Consider the following 20,433-nt stretch of genomic DNA (forward strand, 5'->3'; position numbering starts at 1 on the left):
TCGGCTCCGCAATGTATCATCCCTGCGCGTTAAAGGCGTTGGGTATCCAGGTAAACCGATCGCCGGTGATGGCGAGCACGTCGAAACGGCAGTCCACCGTATCAAAGCTCGCTCCCCGCTGCGCCAGCCAGACGGCGGCGGCGTGGAGCAGGCGCCGCTGTTTCTGCCGGGTCACGCTGGCCGCCGCGCCGCCGAAGTCGGCGTTGCGCCGGTAGCGCACTTCCACAAATACCCAGGTTTGCCCATCGCGCATGATTAAATCCAGCTCGCCGCCGCGCAACGTTACATTGGCGGCGGCGAAGGTCAGGCCGGCGCCTTCAAGGTAGCGCCGGGCCTGCCGTTCATAATCCGCGCCCGTCGCGCGCCGGTTCAGGATGCCGGCACCAACTGTCCCTGACGGTATTGCAGCCAGGTCATTTGCCGGTTAATCACGCAGTCGGACGTCGAGCTCAGCACGCCTGTGGCGCCGGACACCTGGTGACCGGGGATCCGGCGCATTTCGGCGAACCGGCTGGATAGGGTCCAGGCGTCCATTCCCATGGCGTACAGGCGCACCAGCGAATAATCATTTTTGAACTGGCTGGTTACCTGCTGCATCAGCGCCGGATTGGCGCCCGCCAACAGCGGGATTTCGCTGAACTGCAACCCTTCCATTTCCAGACGGAAATCGGGTCCGCTGCCGGCCTGGAAACTGCGCGAGCTGGCGTACAGCGCCGGGCGCGAGCGCGATGTGGTGCGCATATCGATCATCGGTTTGATCAATGTCAGCTCATCGGGGGTGGCAATGATATAAACGGCGTCAATATTGCCGCTTACCGATGGATTCACCGTCGGCTCTATCTGCGCCGGAATGGTCAGGCCGCCCACGGTAACCCCCGACGGCGCCTGCGGCGGCGTTATATTGACCGGCTGGCCGCTCAGGCTCAGGCCGGCGCCGCTGTTGATGGCTTGTTTTAGTTCAAAAGCGCTGCCGAAACGCTGCTGCAACGGGCTGCCGCCGCCTTGCTGGCTCCAGGCTTGCGCGAAGGCGTTGACGACGCGATCGCCGAGGGCGCCGCGCGGCACCAGCAGCAAGGGCTGCTGTTTGCCCTGCTGATGAATAAACTTCGCGGCATCCCTGGCTTCATCTTCCGGCGCCAGGGCGAAATAGCAGATATTGGGACTGTTCTGCGCATGTTCCGGCTGATTGAGCGCCAGAATATTCAACGGCGAGTGGCTGGCGGGCAGCTGTTCCACTTCGTTTTTCAATAGCGGCCCGATAACCAGTGACGCGCCGTCCTGCTGCGCCTGGGTCAACAGGTTAGCCAACGGCTGTGATGAGGTGTCATACACTTTTACCGGCAGCGAACTGGGAAGCGCAGGCTGCGCGGCGGCGACGGCATTCACGTCGCTGCTGTATGCCTCGGGCGGCTGGCCGTCCTGAGCGCTTTGTGCATCCACGCCGTCAGCCGCCGCAACGGTGTTTTGCTCCGAGACCGCGTTTGGCTGGGCGTCGCTCGCCGCCGCCGCCGGCGCGGTTTGCGCCAGCGTCGCCAGGCCGCTTTTAGCCGCGTTAAACCCTTGCTGGATAGCATTGGCGAATACCTGCGCCTGACCGTTCAACGGCAGCAGCAGTGCGATGCTGCCGGCCGGCGGCTGCTGGAAATCAATTACCTGACTTAACTGCGTCGGCAGCGTTTTGGCCGCCGGATGGCGCGGATAGCGGGTTTGCCAGTCCTGAAGCGCCGCTTTTAGCTGGTCGGTCGACTGGCGGTTGTTCTGATAGGTATTAAGCAGATCGATCCAGCCCTGCAAAATATTTTCATTGGCGTTGATCAGTAATGAACCCGACTCCTGCGGCGTCATCTGCACCAGCGCCAGCCAGGTCTGATCGAGATTCGTCTGATGGGCGTCGCCCTGCAGCAGCGGTTCCTGAGCGATATAGGCGCGCAGCAATGTGATGGACGGGCGTCCCTGATTCGCCTTGATTTGCGCCTCATGGTAGCGCAACTGTTGCTGGGCGGAGAGGGCGTCGACGTCCAGTTGGCTCAAGGCGGCATTCGCGCCGTCCGTATTGTTTTGCGCCGCCGACAGCTCCGCGCGCAGCAATTGCCGTTCCTGCTGCTGAGACGCGCTTAGTGCGGCCGGTAATGCGCTAAACTGCTGGTCGGCCTGCGGTACTTTGCCTTCGCGCAATAAGGCACGAATAGCAAGTAATTGCCAGTCAGCCTTGTTATTATCGCCGCTCTGCTGCATCTGTTGCAGATAATAATCGGATGAAGCATCGGCCCTGCCTTGAACTTCGGAGGGCGGGCTCTGCGGCGCCTGACCCGGACAGCCTGCAAGAAACAGCGCCGCCAACAGGACGGGAATAATGCGCCCTGCCTGGGTACGGACGAAAAGAAAGGAAAGCATACTGTATCCAATGATTTTTTTTAAAGATGCTCAATATTAAATCGGCAACCCGGATGAAACAATGAATCAAGACCAACAAGCAGATATTTCTGCATCCACCCTTTACATTGTCCCCACGCCGATTGGCAATCTGGGAGATATCACCCAACGCGCGCTCGGCGTGTTGCGGCGTGTCGACCTGATTGCCGCAGAGGATACCCGTCATACCGGCCTGTTGTTACAACATTTTGCCATTAATGCGCGGCTGTTCGCATTACACGATCATAACGAACAGCAAAAAGCGGAAGCGCTATTGGCGAAGCTGCAGGCGGGGCAAAGCATTGCGCTGGTCTCCGACGCCGGAACGCCCTTGATTAACGACCCCGGTTATCACCTGGTGCGCCGCTGTCGCGAAGCGGGGATCCGGGTGGTTCCGCTGCCGGGGGCCTGCGCGGCGATTACCGCGCTTTCAGCCGCGGGGCTGCCTTCCGATCGCTTCTGCTATGAAGGTTTTCTGCCGGCGAAAACCAAGGCGCGGACGGATACGCTGCGCGGGCTGCTGGAAGAGTCCAGGACCCTGGTTTTTTATGAGTCGACCCACCGCTTATTGGACAGTTTGCAGGACATGAGCGACGTGCTGGGGCCGCAGCGCTATGTGGTGCTGGCGCGCGAAATCACCAAAACCTGGGAATCCATTTACGGCGCGCCGGTAGGCGAACTGCTAGCCTGGGTGAAGGAAGACGGGAATCGCCGCAAGGGCGAGATGGTGCTGATAGTGGAAGGCCATAAAGCGGATAGCGCGGCGCTGCCGGCCGAGGCGTTGCGTACGTTATCCCTGCTGCAACAAGAGCTGCCGTTGAAAAAGGCCGCCGCGTTAGCCGCGGAAATCCACGGCGTAAAGAAGAATGCGCTGTATAAGTACGCTCTCGACCAGCAGCAAGGGTGACAGGTAAAGTAAAACACTATACAATCCGCGCCGGAGTTGACCAGACAGTCGCCGCTTCGTTGCCGTCCCTTTCGGGGGAGACAGGCGGAGGGGAGGAAAGTCCGGGCTCCATAGGGCAGGGTGCCAGGTAACGCCTGGGAGGCGCAAGCCTACGACAAGTGCAACAGAGAGCAAACCGCCGATGGCCCGCGAAAGCGGGATCAGGTAAGGGTGAAAGGGTGCGGTAAGAGCGCACCGCGCGGCTGGCAACAGTTCGCGGCACGGTAAACTCCACCCGGAGCAAGGCCAAATAGGGGTTCACATGGTACGGCCCGTACTGAACCCGGGTAGGCTGCTTGAGCCAGTGAGCGATTGCTGGCCTAGATGAATGACTGTCCACGACAGAACCCGGCTTAACGGTCAACTCCCTTAATTTTGTAAAACTCCGCTGCGGCGGAGTTGCTACCTGTGCCGGCCAACGTGTATCTAAGCGCGTTGGCCGTTTTTTTATGTGTCTCTATTCTCTTCAAATTTATTGATGCTCTTCATCACGGATATCCGACTTTTTCCGTCGCGCAAAGGGCGTAAAGTAGCCCCATAACGTGCTGTGGCACGACGTTGATAATCTAAGGATATTTTTATGAACCACACTTCCCGGATGCCCGCACTGTTCCTCGGCCATGGTAGCCCGATGAACGTGTTGGAAAATAATCCCTACACCCAGGCATGGCAGGCGTTAGGGGAAACATTGCCCCGCCCCAAAGCTATCGTGGCGGTTTCCGCCCACTGGTATACCCGCGGCACGGCGGTGACGGCAATGGAAAAACCCCGCACCATCCATGATTTCGGCGGTTTTCCCCAGGCGTTGTTCGATACGCAGTATCCGGCGCCCGGATCGCCCGAGCTGGCCGAAAAGATTCAACGGCTGCTGGCGCCGATCCCGATCCCGGTGGCGGCGGACGGCGGCGAGTGGGGGCTGGACCACGGCGCCTGGGGCGTGTTGATAAAAATGTATCCGCAGGCGGATATCCCCGTGGTGCAGCTGAGCGTCGACGGCACGCAGCCTGCCGGGTATCACTACCAGCTGGGGCGTAAACTGGCGGCGCTGCGTGACGAGGGCGTCATGATCGTCGCCAGCGGCAACGTGGTGCATAACCTGCGGATGGTCAAATGGGACGGGGAAGCGGAGCCCTATCCCTGGGCGGTTTCGTTCAATCAGTTTGTACGAGATAACCTGACCTATCAGGGAGACCATCATCCGCTGATCAACTTTATGCAGCATGAGGGCGCGGCATTGTCCAACCCGACGCCGGATCACTATCTGCCGTTGCTGTATGTGCTGGGAAGCTGGGATGGCAAAGAGGCCCTCGGCATCCCGGTCGACGGCATTGAAATGGGGTCGCTGAGTATGCTGTCGGTGCAGGTGGGATAGCGCCCGACAATCTGTCGCCGGGGGGCGGCGATAAATGCGACCCCGGCGTAAAAATCCGCGGCTCATGAAGTAAATTTATGATTATGCACGATTAAAACAATCGTTTAAATTGAGTTTTTTAAATAACCAAATCAGAAATACGTCTGTAGAAAAACGATATGGAATGCCCCGTATTAGATAGACTGGACCCTGTCCCGCCGGCAACTCACCCACATACTTATTATTGATTGCGGGACGCGGCCTACTATTTTTTCCAGGGGGAAATTCCATGTTTTTACCATCTTTTGTCCGCGTTGCGGTGGCCGGCGTTTTGGTCGCGCTGGGCGCCGCGGCGCCCGCACAGTCCGCGCCCAGGGATAATTCCGTGGTGGTCGCGCTGACCGAAGAACTGCCCGGTTTCGATGCCTATCTAAGCACGGCGCGGGAAGGTCTGGTGGCCTCGCGTCATATTTTCGATACGCTGATCGAACGCAACCTGAAGAACGGCGCTTACGAGCCGTCGCTGGCCGTGGCATGGAAGCGCATCGACCCGCTGACCTGGGAATTCACGCTGCGCCAGGGCGTCGTTTTTCACAATGGCGATCCGTTCAGCGCCGACGACGTGGTGTTTACCATTAATCGTTATATTCAACCGGAGGCCGGCGCCCGCTCCCCGAGCTGGGTGTCGTGGATCGCCCGCGCTGAAAAAGTTGACGATTTCACCGTACGCGTGGTTTCCAAAGCGCCTTACCCGGCGGCGCTGGAGTTTTTAAGCGGTTCGGTATCTATTTTTCCCAAAAACTATTACGAAAGCGTCGGTCAGCAGGCGTTCGGAAAAAAACCGATCGGCACCGGGCCGTTCCGCCTGGCGTCCTCCAGAGGGAATGAATATGTGCTGGAGCGTAATGAGCGCTATTTCAGCGGCGCCAAATCGCGGCCCAGGGTGGAACGCGTCACCGTGCGCGTCATCCCCGACGAGGCGACCCGCATCGCGGAAGCCATCGGCGGCGGCGTAGACTGGACCTGGAATATCTCCACCGATCAGATCAAACAGCTGGCGGCGGTTCCGCATTTACAGTCACAGTTCGGCTCCACGCTGACCATTGCCGCCATTACCCTGGATGCCCGGGGGCGGGCGCGCGAAGGCAAAAGCCCGCTGTCCGACGTGCGGGTGCGGCAGGCTATCCACCACGCTATCGACCGGCGCAAAATCGTCGAGACCCTGCTGGGCGGCGACGGCCAACTGCTGAAAACGTTCTGCCATCCGCTGCAGTTCGGCTGCGCGGCGGATCAGGCGGTGGAATATCCTTACGATCCGGCGCGCGCGCGCCAGCTGCTGGCCGAGGCCGGTTATCCTGACGGATTCGAGGTCAGCCTCTCCTCCTTCCGCGACAAGCCGCGCGCCGAAGCGGTGAAAGCCTATTTGGCCGCGGTCGGCATCAATGCCCGGCTGGAGTTTCTCCAGTCGCGCGCCAGCTACAGTAAATGGCGCGAGGGGAAGCTCGATCTCTGGTATGGCGACTGGGGATCGGCGGGAATACAGGACGCCTCGGCGGCGCTTAGCGCGTTCTACAGCTTTACGCCGCAGGATGGTTTCCGCGATGCGGAAATCCGCGACATCCTGAAAACGGCGGACAACTCGCTCGACGAGGCGGAGCGCATCGCCGCCTATGGCCGGGCGATCCGTCTTGCTTCCGAACGGGCGTATATCGTGCCGATGCATACCATCGTGGTGGGCTATGTTTCCGATAAGAGGTTGAACTATAAGCCTTCGCCGGATGGTTTCCCGCGCTTCGAGGAGCTTTCGTGGGGCGACGCGGAGAAATAGCATTATGGCGTTCTGGCTGATTCGCCGGATGGGCGTGGCGCTGCTGGTCGCGCTGACGGTGTCGCTGCTCTGTTTTGTGCTGTCGAACGTGGCGGTCGATCCCGCCATCGGGCTGGCCGGCGACAGTCCGACCGAAGAGGATCTGCGTCAGATCCGCGAACGTTACGGGCTTGAACGCCCGCTGCCGGTACAGTACGCCGCTTATCTGGGGCGCCTGCTGAGCGGCGATCTGGGCGTATCCTACCTGACCGGCGAACCGGTGCTGAAGATGCTCGCCGACCGGGTGGGCACCACCGCATTGCTGGCGGTGCTGGCGATTGCGCTGGCGCTGGGGGGATCTCTGTTGCTGGGGGTGGCGGCGGCGCACTGGCGCAATAGCTGGCTGGATCGCGCCGTGCTGCTGATCGCCGCGGCGGGACAGGCGGTGCCGAGCTTCTGGGTCGCGCTGCTGCTTATTCTGCTGTTCGGCGTATCCCTGCGCTGGCTGCCGATTTCGGGCAGCGATACGCTGGCGCATTTCGTACTGCCCGCGCTGGCGTTGAGCTCCTACGCGCTACCGGCGCTGACTCGCCTGACGCGCGCCGGCATGATTCAGGCGCTGGAGTCGGACTATATCCGCACCGCGCGCGCGATGGGGCTGCCGGTGCGCCACATCCTGTTCGTGCAGGCGCTGCGCAACGCCCTGCTGCCCGTGGTATCGCTGGGCGCGGTGCAGTTCGGTTTCATGCTGGGCGGGTCCGTCGCCATCGAGTCGATTTTCGCGCTGCACGGTATCGGCTATCTGGCGTGGCAGTCGATGATCCGTTCCGATATGCCGGTCATTCAGGCGGTGGTGCTTATGATTTCCATGATCTATATCCTGCTGACCTTGCTGGGGGATGTGCTTAATACGCTGCTCGACCCCCGGATTCGGGGCGAACGATGAACAGATTGCCTGTGGGGGCCTGGGTCGGCGGGACGATTTTGCTGCTGCTGTTGGCGGTCGCCGTGGCCGGTCCCTGGCTGCTGACCTATGATGCGTTCGAGCAGGATCTGGGCAACCGGCTGGCGCCGCCGCTGTGGCATGAGAAATCCGTGCCCGGCCATCCGCTGGGAACGGATCAGCTGGGGCGCGACTATCTGGCGCGGCTGGTTTACGGCGCGCGCATCTCGCTGCTGATCGGTTTCTGCGTCACCCTGATGTCCGGTTTTATCGGCATTACCCTGGGGCTGATCGCTGGTTATGCCGGCGGCGTCTGGGACAACGTTATCGGCTTTCTGATAACGACGCGGCTGAGCATGCCGGTGGTGCTGGTTGCGCTGGCCCTGGTCTCGGTGACGGGGCCTTCCCTGAGCATGGTGGTGCTGGTACTGGGACTGCTGCTGTGGGATCACTTCGCCGTCGTGGTGCGCAGCGCGACGCAACAGATCCGCCGCGCGGATTACGTCCAGGCCGCGCGGGCCATGGGGTGTTCGCTGCCCTATCTGCTATTGCGTGAAATTCTGCCCAACCTGCGCGGCCCGCTGCTGGTTATCTCTACGGTCGAGATGGCGCATGCCGTGCTGGTGGAGGCCACGCTGTCGTTTCTGGGGCTTGGCGTGCCCGCGCCGCTGCCTTCCTGGGGCCTGATGCTGGCTGAGGCCAAGTCCTTTATGTTTTTCAGTCCGTGGCTGATTGCGCTGCCTGGCGCGGCGCTGGGGATTCTGGTGCTGGCGATCAATATGGTCGGCGATAGCGCCCGTTCGGCGGGAGGGGCACGATGAGCGAGGTTTTGCTGACGGTGGAAAATCTGCACGTGCGTCTTCCCGCCGCGGGCGGCTGGCTGCACGCGGTACGCGGCGTCAGCCTGAACGTGGCGCGCGGCCGGACGCACTGTCTGGTGGGGGAGAGCGGCTGTGGAAAATCCATCACCGCGCTCAGCCTGCTGCGGCTGCTGCCGGCCGGCGCCGATATGCGGGCCGACGCCGTCCGGTTCCAGCAGCAGGATATGCTCGCCTTGCCGGCGCGTCGGCTGAACGAGTGGCGCGGCGCGCGTATCGCGATGATTTTTCAGGAGCCCATGACGGCGCTTAATCCGGTCTTTACCATTGGCGACCAGCTGATCAGCGTATTCCGCTGTCACCGCGGCGGCGGAAAGCAGGCCGCCCGCCAACGGGCGGCGTCTCTTCTGGAGCGCGTCGGCATTCCCGATCCGCAGCGCAGCATGCGGCGCTATCCGCACCAGCTGTCGGGCGGGCAGCGCCAGCGGGTGCTGATCGCCATGGCGCTGATGTGCGAGCCGCCGCTGATCGTCGCCGATGAACCGACGACGGCGCTGGACGTTACGGTGCAAAAGCAGATCCTGGATTTGCTGAGCGACTTACAGCGGGAGTTCGGCCTGTCGCTGCTGTTGATCACGCACGATCTGGGGGTGGTGGCCCATTATGCCGACGATATGTCGGTCATGTATGCGGGCCAGATTGTGGAGTCCGGCCCCGTCGAGGACGTGCTGCGTACTCCCCGTCATCCCTATACCCGCGGTCTGATCGACTGTATTCCGGCCCCCGGCGCGCATCAGGCCGGTCGGCCGCTAACGGCGATCCCCGGCCAGGTACCGTCGTTGCTACAGCCGGTGGCGGGCTGCGCATTTGCATCGCGCTGCCCGCACGCGGCGGATATTTGCCGGGTCGAGGGTCCGCAACTGACGAGACTGGACGCCGGGCGCATGCGGCGCTGTCATGCGCCGTTCGAGGAGTCTATCGCATGAGCGTATTGCAACCGGCGTTGCTGACGGCCGCGGGCTTATCGCGCTTCTATCACCAGCCGGGACGCTGGTGGCGGCATGGCGCGCCGCTGCGGGCGCTGGATGGCGTCGATCTGGAGGTGCGGGCCGGCGAAATCGTCGGCATTGTCGGAGAATCGGGGTCCGGCAAAAGTACCCTTGCCCGCCTGCTTCTGGGGCTGGATCGCCCCAGCGCCGGTGAAGTGCGGGTGATGGGCGCGCCGGTGGCGGACCTGCCGCGTCGCCAGTTCGCGCGCTGGGTGCAACCGGTTTTCCAGGATCCTTACGGTTCCCTTAATCCGAGCCACACGGTGGCGCAGATCCTGTCGTTGCCGCTGCGTCTGCACGGCGCGGGCGCCGGCGACGGCGAGATCGCCCGGCTGCTCGATATGGTGGGGCTTCCCGTTCGGGTGCGCGACAGCCTGCCGCGTATGCTGTCCGGCGGGCAACGTCAGCGCGTGGCGATCGCGCGGGCGCTGGCGCCGCGTCCGCGGCTGCTGATCTGCGACGAACCGACGTCGGCGCTGGACGTTTCGGTACAGGCGCAGATCCTCAACCTGCTGCTGACGCTACGGCGCGAGCTCGATCTTGCCATCGTGCTGGTCAGTCACAATCTGGGCGTGGTCGGCCATATGGCCGGCCGTATTCATGTGATGCAGGCGGGGCGCATCGTTGAGTCCGGGACGACCCGGCAGATATTCGACCGGCCCGCGCATGACTATACGCGCGAGCTGTTCGGTTCCATCCTTGACCTGCCGGGGAGGTAGAGCGGGATTGCCGTTCAATACCGGGCGACGATGATTGACCGTCAATCCACGATAGTATGCGGGTAGAAACGCGACAGATCCTGGGTGATCAACTCGCGGTCTTCTCGGACGCCGATGCCGCAGGGCCGATCGTTTACCAGCCAACTGCCGATCAGCGTATAGCTGTCATTAAACCTGGGCAGGGGGTGGTACTGCTGGATGATCTTGCCCTCTTCGCCGTATGGCCCGCCCACCGCGGCGATTTCCCTGCCGTTTTCCACGATTTGAATATTGGCGCCTTCGCGGGAAAACAACGGCTTGATGACGTAATTCTCCAGCGCAGGGTGTTCATCCTCGGTGAAATAGGCGGGCAGCAGGTTCGGGTGGTTGGGGAACATTTCCCACAGCATCGGCAGCAGCGCCTTATTGGAGATAATGCTTTTCCAGGCGGGCTCCAGCCAGCGCACGCCGGCGTCCTCCAGCTTGGTGGAGAATATCTCGCGCAGCATGAATTCCCACGGATAGAGCTTGAACAGGTTACTGATGACCTGATTTTCCAGATCGGTAAACTGGCCTTTTTCGCCGAGGCCGATTTCTTCCATATACAGAAATTCACTCGGCAGACCGGCTTCCAGCGCGCAGTCCTGCAGGTATTGCACCGTGCCGCGATCTTCTTCCGTATCCTGACAGCAAGCGAAATGCAGCAGGCCGAAGCCGTGGTTCAGTTTAAGATCTTCAAAACGTTCGATCAGCTTTTCCTGGATGCTGTTGTACTGATCGGCGGTTTGCGGCAGCTGCCCGGCCTTGATTTGATCTTCCAGCCACAGCCACTGGAAAAACGCCGCTTCGTAGAGCGATGTCGGCGTATCGGCGTTATTTTCCAGCAGCTTGGCCGGCGTTTTGCCGTCATAAGCCAGATCGAGGCGTGAATAGAGCGACGGCTGGTTGGTGCGCCATGAGTTTCTGACAAATTCCCAGGTGTGTTTGGGGATGCGGAATTTTGCCAGCAGCGCTTCGCTGTTAACGACCTTTTCCACCACCTGCAGGCACATCTGGTGCAGCTCCGCGGTGGTATCTTCCAGCTCTTCAATCTGGGCGAGGGTAAACTGATAATACGCCTCTTCACTCCAGTAGGGTTCGCCGTACATGGTGTGAAAACGGAAGCCGAATTCAGTGGCTTTCTCACGCCAGTCGGGGCGTTCCTTAATTTCAATCCGCTTCATTAAATAGGTCCTCAGCCACCCATACTACGGGAAGTGCTGGAACTGGCGTTGCTGCGCTGCATGCTGGTCTGTTTGGCGACGGTTTCGCCAAATCCGCCGCGGGTAACGGTGTTGGTGGTGGCCGGTTTAGGAGCCAGCGCCGTTTTCGGTACGTTGATGCTGCGGCCGGTCGTCGCGTTGCCGTAATTTTTACCGCTGGCATCGACAAACTTGCCGTTGGCCGGGCTGGTCGGCGATTTCGAGGTAAACAGCGGCTGCTGCGCGAAACCTGAGCCGCCCATCATCCGGCCCATCATGTAGCCGGCCATCAGCGGCATCCAGAAGCTGCCGCTCTGCTGGGATTCAGCGGCCGCGCCTGAGCCTACCCCGGCCTGTGCGGGCGCCGGCGCCTGAGTACACTGCGCTTCGCCGAACTCGGCGACGCAGTCTTCGCGGGTGGCGTATTTCGGCGCGGTTTTTTCCGCCTCTTTCAACGCGTTATTGTATGCCGTGGTGCATTGCGCGCTCATGGACGGATTGGCGGCGGAGCAGTCGTCGGCGTTCTGATACAGCGAAACCGTTTCATCGGCCTGCTCACAGCCGGCCAGTATGAATACCGTACTGACCGCCAGCGCGATGGGCGCCAAACGATAGGTTCGCCACCCTTTGCGGAAAGTTTCCTGATTGATATTTTTGGTGCGTTTCATCGTGTTAATCCCAGAGAAAAGACATCATGCCCAATTGTTAACAATTGCGCTTAAGAATAGGGGAAGGCTGCTTGAATTTAAAGCACCAATGGCGGTAACCGAGCCACTCTTTACGTTGCTATACATTCAGTTGTGCGGCGCTTCGCTTTATCTGACCGGCAGCGCTCCGGAGGGGAAAAAGGGGAGGTTGCTGACAAAGTCGCCTGTAAGCCGGAGATACCCGGGCCTACCGTNGGCTCTGTCAATGGTCTGAGGGGAACAACATGTTCCCCTGGCGTCGGAATTACCGCAGCAATCCGGACGATGCCGTCGTGGTGCCGGCCAGCGGCGCGGCGCCGTTATCGTCGGCGACCGGCGGCGTGGTCGACACCGGCTGGCCTAGCGCGGCATTCAGCGTTTGCAGATCGGATTCGTTCAGCGTGCCCAGCGCGGATTTGATATTCAACTGATTAATCAGGTAATCATAACGGGCGCTGGAAAGCTGCTGCTTGGCGTTATACAGCGTGGTGGTGGCGTCCAGCACGTCGACGATGGTTCGGGTTCCTACCTGATAGCCGGCTTCCATCGCATCCAGTGAGCTTTGCGCGGAAACTTCGGCCTGCTTATAAGCGTTGATGCTGCTGATGGAGGCGGAAATATTGTTAAACGACGAGCGTACGGTCTGGACGACGGTACGGTGAGCGCTTTCCAGCAGTTCGCTGGAACTAACGAAACTGTGCTGCGCCTGTTTCACCTGCGAGCTGGTGGCGCCGCCGCTATACAGCGGCAGCGTGAAGTTGATGCCAACCTGGTTTTGACCGGCGTCGCTGTCATTGAACTGATTGCTGTTACGCGTTTGAGAACCGGAGTATCTGGTATCGCTTACGCTGGTCGATGCGGTCAGATCCAGCGTCGGCAGGTGCCCGGTCTGCGCGTAGCGGATTTGTTCGCGCGCCAGATCCTGGCTCAATCGCGCCGATAAGAGATTCAGGTTGCGGTTTTCCGCCTCTTTCAGCAGGTTGTTCACCCCTTCCGGTTTCTGGGTCGAAAAACGTTCGATATTCAATCCCGCCAGCTGCGGGTAGAAATTACCGCTTACCTGCCGCAGCACTTCTAATGCGTTATCCAGCGTATTGCGCGCCAGAACCTCATTTGCCAACACGCTGTCATACTGCGCGCGGGCGTTCTGTACGTCGGTAATCGCCACCAGGCCGACGTTAAAGCGCTGGGTGGTTTGATCCAACTGGCGATAAATCGCCTGTTTCTGCGCGTTGATATAAGAGAGGGAGTCGATCGCGCGCAGAACGTTGAAATAGGCGGTGGCGGTATTAAGGATCAGCGCCTGTTGCGCGCTCTGAAAAGTGACATCTTCGATACCGGCCTGTTTTTCCTGCAACGTCAGGGCGCGCCATTTGGACATATCGAACAGGGTTTGCGTCAATTGCAATGACGCGCTTTTCACATCGCTGTCCACGCCGTCGTTGTCGCGATAGCCGTTGTTATAGGTATAATCCGCGCCTAAACCCAGCTGCGGCAGCAGCGGGCTTCGGGCTTCGTTGATTTTTTCAAACGCTGCGTCGCGGGTTGCTGCCGAGCTGCGTAAATCCGGGTTGGTTGTTTTAGCCTGCTGATAGACCTGTAACAGATTTTCTGCCTGCCCCATGGCACTAAAACCGCCCAGGCTCAGACCAATCAGAAGAGGGAGCAATTTCTTCATTTGCATTCCTTGTTGTGCAGCAATGTCGCTATGGTAGCGCTGTCGATATAACGAATAATCGTCGATTCTATCAGAATCTGCCAATAGGATAAGGTAGCTGAATGTGCCATCTTTCCGTGAAACCCGCCGGTTCAGGCGATTCCGGACTATTCGGGCCTGAGGCTACGCTTGCCGTATGAAAACGGTTTACGGTAATAATGCCTGCTATGCAGACGACGGATTCTGCCTTGATGCAAATCTACCACAAACAACCGCGAGTTTGATGAGCGGGATTTTCGCCATACAATGGCTGATTCCACCGATACCCGTTACAGGAGCTTAGTCATGGCGCATTCAGTACCCAGCCCGGTTACTTTCGATAAAGACGATGTGGAAATTATCGCACGTGAAAAATTATACAACGGTTTTTTTTCACTGGTGCGCTATCGTTTCCGTCATCGCCTGTTTAACGGCGAGATGAGCGAGGAAGTCAGCCGCGAGATTTTTGAGCGCGGACATGCGGTTGTCCTGTTACCTTATGATCCGGTGCGCGACGAGGTGGTGCTGGCCGAGCAGATCCGCATTGCCGCCTATGACACCAGCGTCTCCCCCTGGCTGCTTGAACTGGTGGCGGGCATGATTGAACCGGGAGAGAGCCTGGAGCAGGTGGCGCGCCGGGAAGCGCAGGAAGAAGCGGGACTGGCCGTCGGCCGCTGCCGGCAAATCGTCAGCTATCTTGCCAGCCCCGGCGGCACCAGCGAACGTCTGACCGTTATGGTCGGCGAGGTGGATGCCCGCACCGCGGCCGGCATTCACGGGCTGGCGGAGGAAAACGAAGATATCCGGGTGCATGTCGTCAGCCGTGAACAGGCTTATCAGTGGGTTGAGGATGGGATTATCGATAACGCAGCGTCCGTCATTGCCTTGCAATGGTTGGCGTTGCACCATGAAAAACTGCGAAACACGTGGGCGGGTTGAATTTATGAAGCGTTATACCCCGGATTTCCCGGCAATGATGAGGCTGTGCGAAACCAATTTCATGCAGTTACGGCGTTTGCTGCCCCGTATCGACGAAGTCGGTGAAACCGCGGTTTATCGCGTTAATCATGCTGTCTATCGTTTAACGATTCTTGAGTCTACCCGCTACACTTCGCTGGTGGAGATTAAGCAGGTCGCGCCGGCGGTAAGCTACTGGAGCCTGCCGATGATGACGGTCAGGCTGTATCATGACGCGCTGGTTGCGGAAGTGTGTGCCAGTCAGCAGATCTTTCGCTTTAAAGCACGTTATGATTATCCGAATAATAAGTTACATCAGCGTGACGAAAAGCATCAGATTAATCAGTTTCTTGCTGATTGGCTAAAATATTGTTTGGCGTATGGTTCGATGTCGATCCCGGTTTGTTAGACAGATTTAAGTAACCAAGGACACCATCATTTGGAAAGCCTGTTGACACTTCCTGTGGCGAATGGGGCCAGAATCAGGATTTTACAAATAACGGATACCCATCTTTTTGCCGGCGAGCATGAAACACTGCTGGGTATTAACACATACCGCAGTTATCACGCGGTGCTGGATGCCATACAGGCTCAGCAGTATGCGGTTGATTTAATCGTCGCGACGGGCGATTTGGCGCAGGACCACTCGCTGGAAGCCTATCGCCATTTTTCCCGCGGGATCCGGCAACTGTCCGCGCCCTGCGTGTGGCTGCCGGGTAATCATGATTTTCAGCCGGCGATGGTGGATGCGCTGGCGGAAGCGGGCATTGCGCCGTCCAAGCATGTGCTGCTGGGCGATAAGTGGCAGACTATTTTGCTGGATAGCCAGGTTTTTGGCGTGCCCCACGGCGAGTTGAGCGATTATCAGCTCGAATGGCTGGAACGCACTCTGCAAAGCCAGCCGGATCGCTACACGCTCTTGCTGCTGCATCATCATCCCCATCCTTCCGGCTGTACCTGGCTGGACCAGCACAGCCTGCGCAACGCGCACAGTCTGGCGGCGATACTGGCCCGTTACCCGCGGGTGAATACCATTCTTTGCGGGCATATTCATCAGGAGCTGGATCTCGGCTGGCACGGCCGTCGTCTGCTGGCTACGCCCTCCACCTGCGTTCAGTTCAAACCCCATTGCACCAGTTTCGCCATCGACGACGTGGCGCCCGGCTGGCGTTATCTGGATTTAATGCCGGACGGCCAGCTGGAAACCGAGGTGTTTCGTCTGCCGGGCAATGAATTCCTGCCGGATATGAATTCGGACGGTTATTGATGCCGACCTTACTCTATCTGCACGGTTTCAACAGCACGCCCAATTCGGCAAAAGCCACGGCGCTGAAAGCGTGGCTGGCGGTTCATCATCCTGCGATTGAAATGCTGACGCCGCAGCTTCCGCCTTATCCTGATGAAGCGGCCGAGCTGATGGAGTCGCTGGTGCTGGCGCATGCGGGCCGCCCGCTGGGCATTGTCGGCTCTTCGCTCGGCGGTTATTATGCCACCTGGCTATCCCAGTGTTTCACCTTGCCCGCCGTCGTGGTGAATCCGGCCGTGCGGCCGTTTGAACTGCTGCTCGACCATCTGGGGGAGTATCAGAACCCCTACACGGGCGAGCAATATGTGCTAGAGTCGCGGCACGTTTACGATCTCAAGGTCATGCAGGTTGAGCCGCTGGAGTCGCCTGATTTGCTGTGGCTGCTGTTGCAGACCGGAGATGAAGTGCTGGATTATCGTCAGGCCGTCGCTTATTACACGTCCTGCCGCCAGACGGTGGAATCAGGGGGCAATCATGCCTTTGTCGGATTTGAGCGCTTTTTTTCGCCCATCGTGAATTTTCTGGGGCTCGCGCCAGACTGATCAACAGGGTACCGGCAGCGATGATGACGACAGTGCGCAAATGAACCTTGCCCGCCGCTCTTTCGCGCATGACGCACCAGCGGTATAGTTCACCACTTATCATTTAAAACAACGAATTAAATCAAACCATGACGCAATCAAGTTATAACGCCGATGCGATTGAAGTACTCAGCGGACTGGAACCGGTGCGCCGTCGCCCGGGAATGTATACCGACACCTCTCGCCCCAACCATTTAGGGCAAGAGGTGATAGACAACAGCATCGATGAGGCGTTGGCCGGACATGCGCGCCGTATTGACGTGATTTTGCACGCCGATCAGTCATTGGAAGTGGTTGATGACGGCCGCGGGATGCCGGTGGATATCCATCCTGAAGAGGGCGTCCCGGCGGTTGAACTGATTCTGTGCCGCCTGCACGCGGGCGGTAAATTCTCCAATAAAAACTATCAGTTTTCGGGCGGCTTGCACGGCGTGGGGATCTCGGTGGTCAACGCGCTCTCTTCGCGGGTGGAAGTGACGGTGCGGCGCGACGGCCAGGTGTACGACATGGCGTTTGAGAATGGCGACAAAGTGCAGGATCTTACCGTCACCGGCACCTGCGGCCGCCGCAACACCGGCACCCGCGTTCACTTCTGGCCGGATGAAAAATTCTTCGACAGCCCGCGTTTTTCCGTTTCCCGCCTGACGCATCTGCTGAAAGCCAAGGCGGTGCTCTGTCCCGGCGTCGAAATCGTTTTTAAAGATAAGGTCAATAATACCGAGCAGCGCTGGTGCTATCAGGACGGGCTGAACGATTACCTGTGCGAAGCGGTGAACGGCTTGATCACCCTGCCGGAAAAGCCGTTTCTGGGAGCGATTGCCGGCGACACCGAGGCGGTGGACTGGGCGCTGCTGTGGCTGCCGGAAGGGGGGGAGCTACTGACCGAAAGCTACGTCAACCTGATCCCCACCCCGATGGGCGGCACGCACGTTAACGGTCTGCGCCAGGGTCTGCTGGACGCCATGCGCGAGTTCTGCGAGTTCCGCAATATCCTGCCGCGCGGCGTAAAGCTGAGCGCCGACGATATCTGGGAGCGCTGTGCCTATGTGCTGTCGGTCAAGATGCAGGATCCGCAGTTCGCCGGGCAAACCAAAGAGCGCCTCTCTTCACGCCAGTGCGCGGCGTTTGTTTCCGGCGTGGTGAAAGATGCGTTCAGCCTGTGGCTGAACCAGAATATCCAGGCGGCGGAACAGCTGGCCGAACTGGCGATCGCCAGCGCCCAGCGCCGCATGCGCGCGGCCAAAAAGGTGGTGCGCAAAAAGCTGACCAGCGGCCCCGCGCTGCCCGGCAAGCTGGCGGACTGCACCTCGCAGGATCTTAACCGCACCGAACTGTTCCTGGTGGAAGGGGACTCGGCGGGCGGCTCCGCCAAGCAGGCGCGAGAGCGCGAATTTCAGGCGATTATGCCGCTTAAGGGCAAAATTCTGAACACCTGGGAAGTTTCCTCCGATGAGGTGCTGGCCTCGCAGGAAGTGCACGATATTTCGGTGGCCATCGGCATCGATCCCGATAGCGACGACCTGAGTCAGTTGCGCTATGGCAAGATCTGTATCCTGGCGGATGCGGACTCCGACGGCTTACACATCGCCACGCTGCTGTGCGCCCTGTTCGTGCGTCATTTCCGCTCGGTGGTGAAGGGCGGCCATGTCTATGTGGCGATGCCGCCGCTGTACCGCATCGATCTCGGCAAAGAGGTGTATTACGCCCTGGATGAAGAGGAAAAAGCGGGCGTGCTGGAACAGCTCAAGCGTAAAAAGGGCAAACCCAACGTGCAGCGCTTTAAAGGGCTGGGTGAAATGAACCCGCTGCAGCTGCGGGAAACTACGCTCGATCCCAATACCCGCCGGCTGGTGCAGTTGACGATCAACGACCAAGATATCGACCAGACGATGGCGATGATGGATATGCTGCTGGCGAAAAAGCGGGCGGAAGATCGGCGCAACTGGCTGCAGGAGAAAGGCGACCGGGCGGAGATCGAAGTATAACCCGCCTGTTTTCCGCGTGTCGCCGGGATTGGCGGCGCGCAGGGTTCGCTATATTTTGTATAAAACTAACCATAGGTGAAATACTGCTTTTACATCCGCATTATTTCTAAGAATAATAATCATATAATTTATTATTGTATTTTTATTATGTCTTTGCGCGCTATATCCTAAAGAAACTTAAGTCCTTTCATTGGTTTTTTCACTACCGATTTTCCCGTTCATTTGAAATACATGAAAAAGTCATCGGTGCTTACATTGAAAAATACCATCGCAACGCATCTGAGTCATAACCGAAAAAGCCAACGTTAAAGAGTATGTGATCCATGAGTAATGAGCGCGCATTATCCTATATCGATATCGAACAGACTCTGGCGCTGCTGCGCTCGGAGAGCGAGTTCGCGTTTATCGACCTGCGGGAAGAGGGGGAGTTCAGCCGGGCCCAGCCTTATCTGGCGGTGAATATCCCCTTGTCGGAGCTGGAGGTGAGCGTCGCGCGTCTGGTGCCGAACCGCCGGGCGCCCGTCGTCCTGTTTGATGCCGACAAAGGGCTGGCGCCAACGGCGTACCGGCGGCTGGCGGCGAAAGGCTACGAAGATATCGTCGCGGTGAAGGGCGATCTGGCCGCCTGGCTGCGGGCCGGCGGCGAACTGTTTCGTGACGTCAACGTGCCTTCGAAAGCGTTCGGCGAGTGGGTCGCGCACTATGCCAATACGCCGATGATTACGGCGCAAGCGTTACAGGAACGCATCGGTAATGGCGACAATATCGTCATTCTCGACGCCAGGCCGTTTTCCGAATATCAGGTGATGACGATACCCGGTTCGATCAGCGCTCCCGGCGCGGAGCTTGTCTTGCGCGCCGCGGAGTTGGTCAGGGATGAGGAAACGACGATCGTGGTGAACTGCGCGGGCCGGACGCGCTCGATTATCGGCGCGCAGTCGCTGATTAATTCCGGGCTGTTCAAGCATGTCGTCGCGCTGCGCAATGGCACCATCGGCTGGCTGATCGCCGGTTTTCAACTGGAATACGGCGCCGACCGCAGAGCGCCGGAGCGGGTCGGCGCGGAGAACCTGCACAAAGCGCGCGCCGCCGCCGAGGCCCTGGCGCAACGGGCGGGGGGGCGCTTTATCACCGGTGACGAGCTGCGGGCGTGGCGAGCGGAGTCGGACGCCCGCAGCCTGTTCTGCTTCGACGTGCGCAGCCCGGAAGAGTATCGGCTCGTCAGGGCCGAAGGGTTCCGGCACGCCCCCGGAGGGCAGCTGGTGCAGGCGACGGACGAATATATCGGCATCCGCAACGCCCGTATCGTCTTGGCCGACGATGACGGCGTGCGCGCGGCGATCGCCGCCTCCTGGCTGCGCCAGATGGGCTGGAAAGACGTCGCCGTGCTGGCCGGCGGGCTGGCGGCGGATTTGAAACCCGCCGTCGCGCCGCCGGAGAAAGCGCCGGCGACGGCCGCTTCGACCGTTACGCCGGAAACGCTGTCTCGTTGGCTGGAGCAGGGCAAAACGGCGGTCATCGATTTATCGCGCAGCAGCGCCTATGCCAAAGGCCACGTCCCCGGCGCCCTGTTCTGTCCGGGGATTTATCTGCCGCAACTGCTGCCCGCGCTTTCCGGCGCGGAAAATCTGGTTCTGACCTCCGCCGATGGCGAGTTGGCGCGTGCGACGTTGCCCGAACTTGAACGCCTGACCGACAAACGCTGCTTTGCGCTGGCGGGAGGAACTCGCGGCTGGTGCGATGCCCGCCTTCCGCTGGAGCAGGGGTTCGGTTTTACCCTGATTCCGGTTGATGACGTTTATAAACGGCCCTATGAGGGCGTTGATAGTCCGAAATCGGCCATGCAGGGGTACATCGACTGGGAATTGCAGCTGGTGGAGCAACTGAAGCGGGACGGCATCGCGAAATTCAATCTTGTCGGCCATTAACGGACAGCGGTTTATGTCATATAACGCGC

At 59.6% G+C, this 20,433-nt stretch carries 18 protein-coding genes and 1 other RNA gene; 14 read left to right on the plus strand and 5 right to left on the minus strand.

Annotated features, from left to right (window positions below):
* Window positions 1-16 precede the first annotated feature (16 nt).
* Window positions 17-373 carry a YraN family protein gene (locus DDT56_RS16515; protein ID WP_210417043.1) on the minus strand — a complete coding sequence of 119 codons (357 nt, stop codon included), beginning with the start codon at window positions 371-373 and terminating at the stop codon, window positions 17-19.
* Window positions 370-2,394, minus strand: coding sequence for a penicillin-binding protein activator (locus tag DDT56_RS16520; RefSeq protein ID WP_136167531.1), 2,025 nt, complete (start codon window positions 2,392-2,394; stop codon window positions 370-372). Before DDT56_RS16520 ends, DDT56_RS16515 begins: the two co-directional genes overlap by 4 nt.
* Window positions 2,395-2,455: 61 nt before the next feature.
* On the opposite strand from DDT56_RS16520, the gene rsmI reads away from it, so the two are divergent.
* From rsmI to DDT56_RS24625, 8 genes are all read left to right on the plus strand, one after another.
* Window positions 2,456-3,319 carry a 16S rRNA (cytidine(1402)-2'-O)-methyltransferase gene (gene rsmI / locus DDT56_RS16525; RefSeq protein WP_136167532.1) on the plus strand — a complete coding sequence of 288 codons (864 nt, stop codon included), beginning with the start codon at window positions 2,456-2,458 and terminating at the stop codon, window positions 3,317-3,319.
* 32 nt (window positions 3,320-3,351) lie between these two features.
* An RNA gene (gene rnpB / locus DDT56_RS16530) (RNase P RNA component class A) lies at window positions 3,352-3,730 on the plus strand.
* A gap of 208 nt (window positions 3,731-3,938) precedes the next feature.
* Window positions 3,939-4,730 carry a 4,5-DOPA-extradiol-dioxygenase gene (ygiD, locus tag DDT56_RS16535; protein ID WP_136167533.1) on the plus strand — a complete coding sequence of 264 codons (792 nt, stop codon included), beginning with the start codon at window positions 3,939-3,941 and terminating at the stop codon, window positions 4,728-4,730.
* Window positions 4,731-4,998: 268 nt separating this feature from the next.
* Window positions 4,999-6,537 carry an ABC transporter substrate-binding protein gene (locus DDT56_RS16540; protein WP_136167534.1) on the plus strand — a complete coding sequence of 513 codons (1,539 nt, stop codon included), beginning with the start codon at window positions 4,999-5,001 and terminating at the stop codon, window positions 6,535-6,537.
* Between the two features lie 4 nt (window positions 6,538-6,541).
* Window positions 6,542-7,462: an ABC transporter permease gene (locus DDT56_RS16545; RefSeq protein WP_136167535.1), complete on the plus strand. Its 921-nt coding sequence runs from the start codon at window positions 6,542-6,544 to the stop codon at window positions 7,460-7,462.
* A complete protein-coding gene (locus tag DDT56_RS16550; RefSeq protein ID WP_136167536.1) occupies window positions 7,459-8,280 on the plus strand; it encodes an ABC transporter permease in 822 nt (273 codons plus the stop codon). Before DDT56_RS16545 ends, DDT56_RS16550 begins: the two co-directional genes overlap by 4 nt.
* On the plus strand, window positions 8,277-9,263 hold the full coding sequence (locus DDT56_RS24620) for an ABC transporter ATP-binding protein (protein ID WP_136167537.1): 987 nt from the start codon (window positions 8,277-8,279) through the stop codon (window positions 9,261-9,263). The genes DDT56_RS16550 and DDT56_RS24620 overlap by 4 nt, the downstream gene beginning before the upstream one ends.
* Window positions 9,260-10,045, plus strand: a complete 786-nt coding sequence (locus DDT56_RS24625) for an ABC transporter ATP-binding protein (RefSeq protein ID WP_136167538.1) — start codon at window positions 9,260-9,262, stop codon at window positions 10,043-10,045. The genes DDT56_RS24620 and DDT56_RS24625 overlap by 4 nt, the downstream gene beginning before the upstream one ends.
* Window positions 10,046-10,086: 41 nt before the next feature.
* Here DDT56_RS24625 and DDT56_RS16565 read toward each other — a convergent pair whose 3' ends face one another.
* The 3 genes from DDT56_RS16565 to tolC all read right to left on the minus strand — a co-directional run bounded on the left by DDT56_RS16565 (window position 10,087) and on the right by tolC (window position 13,629).
* Window positions 10,087-11,247, minus strand: a complete 1,161-nt coding sequence (locus tag DDT56_RS16565; protein WP_136167539.1) for a glutathionylspermidine synthase family protein — start codon at window positions 11,245-11,247, stop codon at window positions 10,087-10,089.
* An 11-nt stretch (window positions 11,248-11,258) separates the two neighbouring features.
* Window positions 11,259-11,933 carry a DUF1190 family protein gene (locus DDT56_RS16570; RefSeq protein WP_136167540.1) on the minus strand — a complete coding sequence of 225 codons (675 nt, stop codon included), beginning with the start codon at window positions 11,931-11,933 and terminating at the stop codon, window positions 11,259-11,261.
* A gap of 283 nt (window positions 11,934-12,216) precedes the next feature.
* Window positions 12,217-13,629, minus strand: coding sequence for an outer membrane channel protein TolC (gene tolC, locus DDT56_RS16575; RefSeq protein WP_136167541.1), 1,413 nt, complete (start codon window positions 13,627-13,629; stop codon window positions 12,217-12,219).
* A gap of 324 nt (window positions 13,630-13,953) precedes the next feature.
* Here tolC and nudF point away from each other — a divergent pair, with 324 nt between their 5' ends.
* From nudF to DDT56_RS16610, 6 genes are all read left to right on the plus strand, one after another.
* Entirely contained in the window at window positions 13,954-14,586 is a 633-nt protein-coding gene (gene nudF / locus DDT56_RS16580) for an ADP-ribose diphosphatase (protein WP_136167542.1), read from the plus strand.
* Between the two features lie 4 nt (window positions 14,587-14,590).
* Window positions 14,591-15,013 carry a DUF1249 family protein gene (locus DDT56_RS16585; RefSeq protein ID WP_136167543.1) on the plus strand — a complete coding sequence of 141 codons (423 nt, stop codon included), beginning with the start codon at window positions 14,591-14,593 and terminating at the stop codon, window positions 15,011-15,013.
* A gap of 30 nt (window positions 15,014-15,043) precedes the next feature.
* Entirely contained in the window at window positions 15,044-15,871 is an 828-nt protein-coding gene (cpdA, locus tag DDT56_RS16590; RefSeq protein ID WP_136167544.1) for a 3',5'-cyclic-AMP phosphodiesterase, read from the plus strand.
* Window positions 15,871-16,452: an esterase YqiA gene (gene yqiA, locus DDT56_RS16595; RefSeq protein WP_136167545.1), complete on the plus strand. Its 582-nt coding sequence runs from the start codon at window positions 15,871-15,873 to the stop codon at window positions 16,450-16,452. The genes cpdA and yqiA overlap by 1 nt, the downstream gene beginning before the upstream one ends.
* 128 nt (window positions 16,453-16,580) lie before the next feature.
* Window positions 16,581-18,476, plus strand: coding sequence for a DNA topoisomerase IV subunit B (gene parE, locus DDT56_RS16600; RefSeq protein WP_136167546.1), 1,896 nt, complete (start codon window positions 16,581-16,583; stop codon window positions 18,474-18,476).
* 323 nt (window positions 18,477-18,799) lie between these two features.
* A complete protein-coding gene (locus tag DDT56_RS16610; RefSeq protein WP_136167548.1) occupies window positions 18,800-20,404 on the plus strand; it encodes a rhodanese-like domain-containing protein in 1,605 nt (534 codons plus the stop codon).
* The last annotated feature ends 29 nt before the right edge of the window (window positions 20,405-20,433 follow it).

The sequence above is a fragment of the Brenneria corticis genome (genome assembly GCF_003115855.1).
GTDB classification, from domain to species: domain Bacteria; phylum Pseudomonadota; class Gammaproteobacteria; order Enterobacterales; family Enterobacteriaceae; genus Brenneria; species Brenneria corticis.

Coding starts and splice junctions, on each gene's coding strand:
- DDT56_RS16520 (WP_136167531.1), bottom strand. CDS start 2,394: ATGCTTTCCTTTCTTTTCGTCCGTACCCAGGCAGGGCGCATTATTCCC.
- rsmI (WP_136167532.1), top strand. CDS start 2,456: ATGAATCAAGACCAACAAGCAGATATTTCTGCATCCACCCTTTACATT.
- ygiD (WP_136167533.1), top strand. CDS start 3,939: ATGAACCACACTTCCCGGATGCCCGCACTGTTCCTCGGCCATGGTAGC.
- DDT56_RS16540 (WP_136167534.1), top strand. CDS start 4,999: ATGTTTTTACCATCTTTTGTCCGCGTTGCGGTGGCCGGCGTTTTGGTC.
- DDT56_RS16545 (WP_136167535.1), top strand. CDS start 6,542: ATGGCGTTCTGGCTGATTCGCCGGATGGGCGTGGCGCTGCTGGTCGCG.
- DDT56_RS16550 (WP_136167536.1), top strand. CDS start 7,459: ATGAACAGATTGCCTGTGGGGGCCTGGGTCGGCGGGACGATTTTGCTG.
- DDT56_RS24620 (WP_136167537.1), top strand. CDS start 8,277: ATGAGCGAGGTTTTGCTGACGGTGGAAAATCTGCACGTGCGTCTTCCC.
- DDT56_RS24625 (WP_136167538.1), top strand. CDS start 9,260: ATGAGCGTATTGCAACCGGCGTTGCTGACGGCCGCGGGCTTATCGCGC.
- DDT56_RS16565 (WP_136167539.1), bottom strand. CDS start 11,247: ATGAAGCGGATTGAAATTAAGGAACGCCCCGACTGGCGTGAGAAAGCC.
- DDT56_RS16570 (WP_136167540.1), bottom strand. CDS start 11,933: ATGAAACGCACCAAAAATATCAATCAGGAAACTTTCCGCAAAGGGTGG.
- tolC (WP_136167541.1), bottom strand. CDS start 13,629: ATGAAGAAATTGCTCCCTCTTCTGATTGGTCTGAGCCTGGGCGGTTTT.
- nudF (WP_136167542.1), top strand. CDS start 13,954: ATGGCGCATTCAGTACCCAGCCCGGTTACTTTCGATAAAGACGATGTG.
- DDT56_RS16585 (WP_136167543.1), top strand. CDS start 14,591: ATGAAGCGTTATACCCCGGATTTCCCGGCAATGATGAGGCTGTGCGAA.
- yqiA (WP_136167545.1), top strand. CDS start 15,871: ATGCCGACCTTACTCTATCTGCACGGTTTCAACAGCACGCCCAATTCG.
- parE (WP_136167546.1), top strand. CDS start 16,581: ATGACGCAATCAAGTTATAACGCCGATGCGATTGAAGTACTCAGCGGA.
- DDT56_RS16610 (WP_136167548.1), top strand. CDS start 18,800: ATGAGTAATGAGCGCGCATTATCCTATATCGATATCGAACAGACTCTG.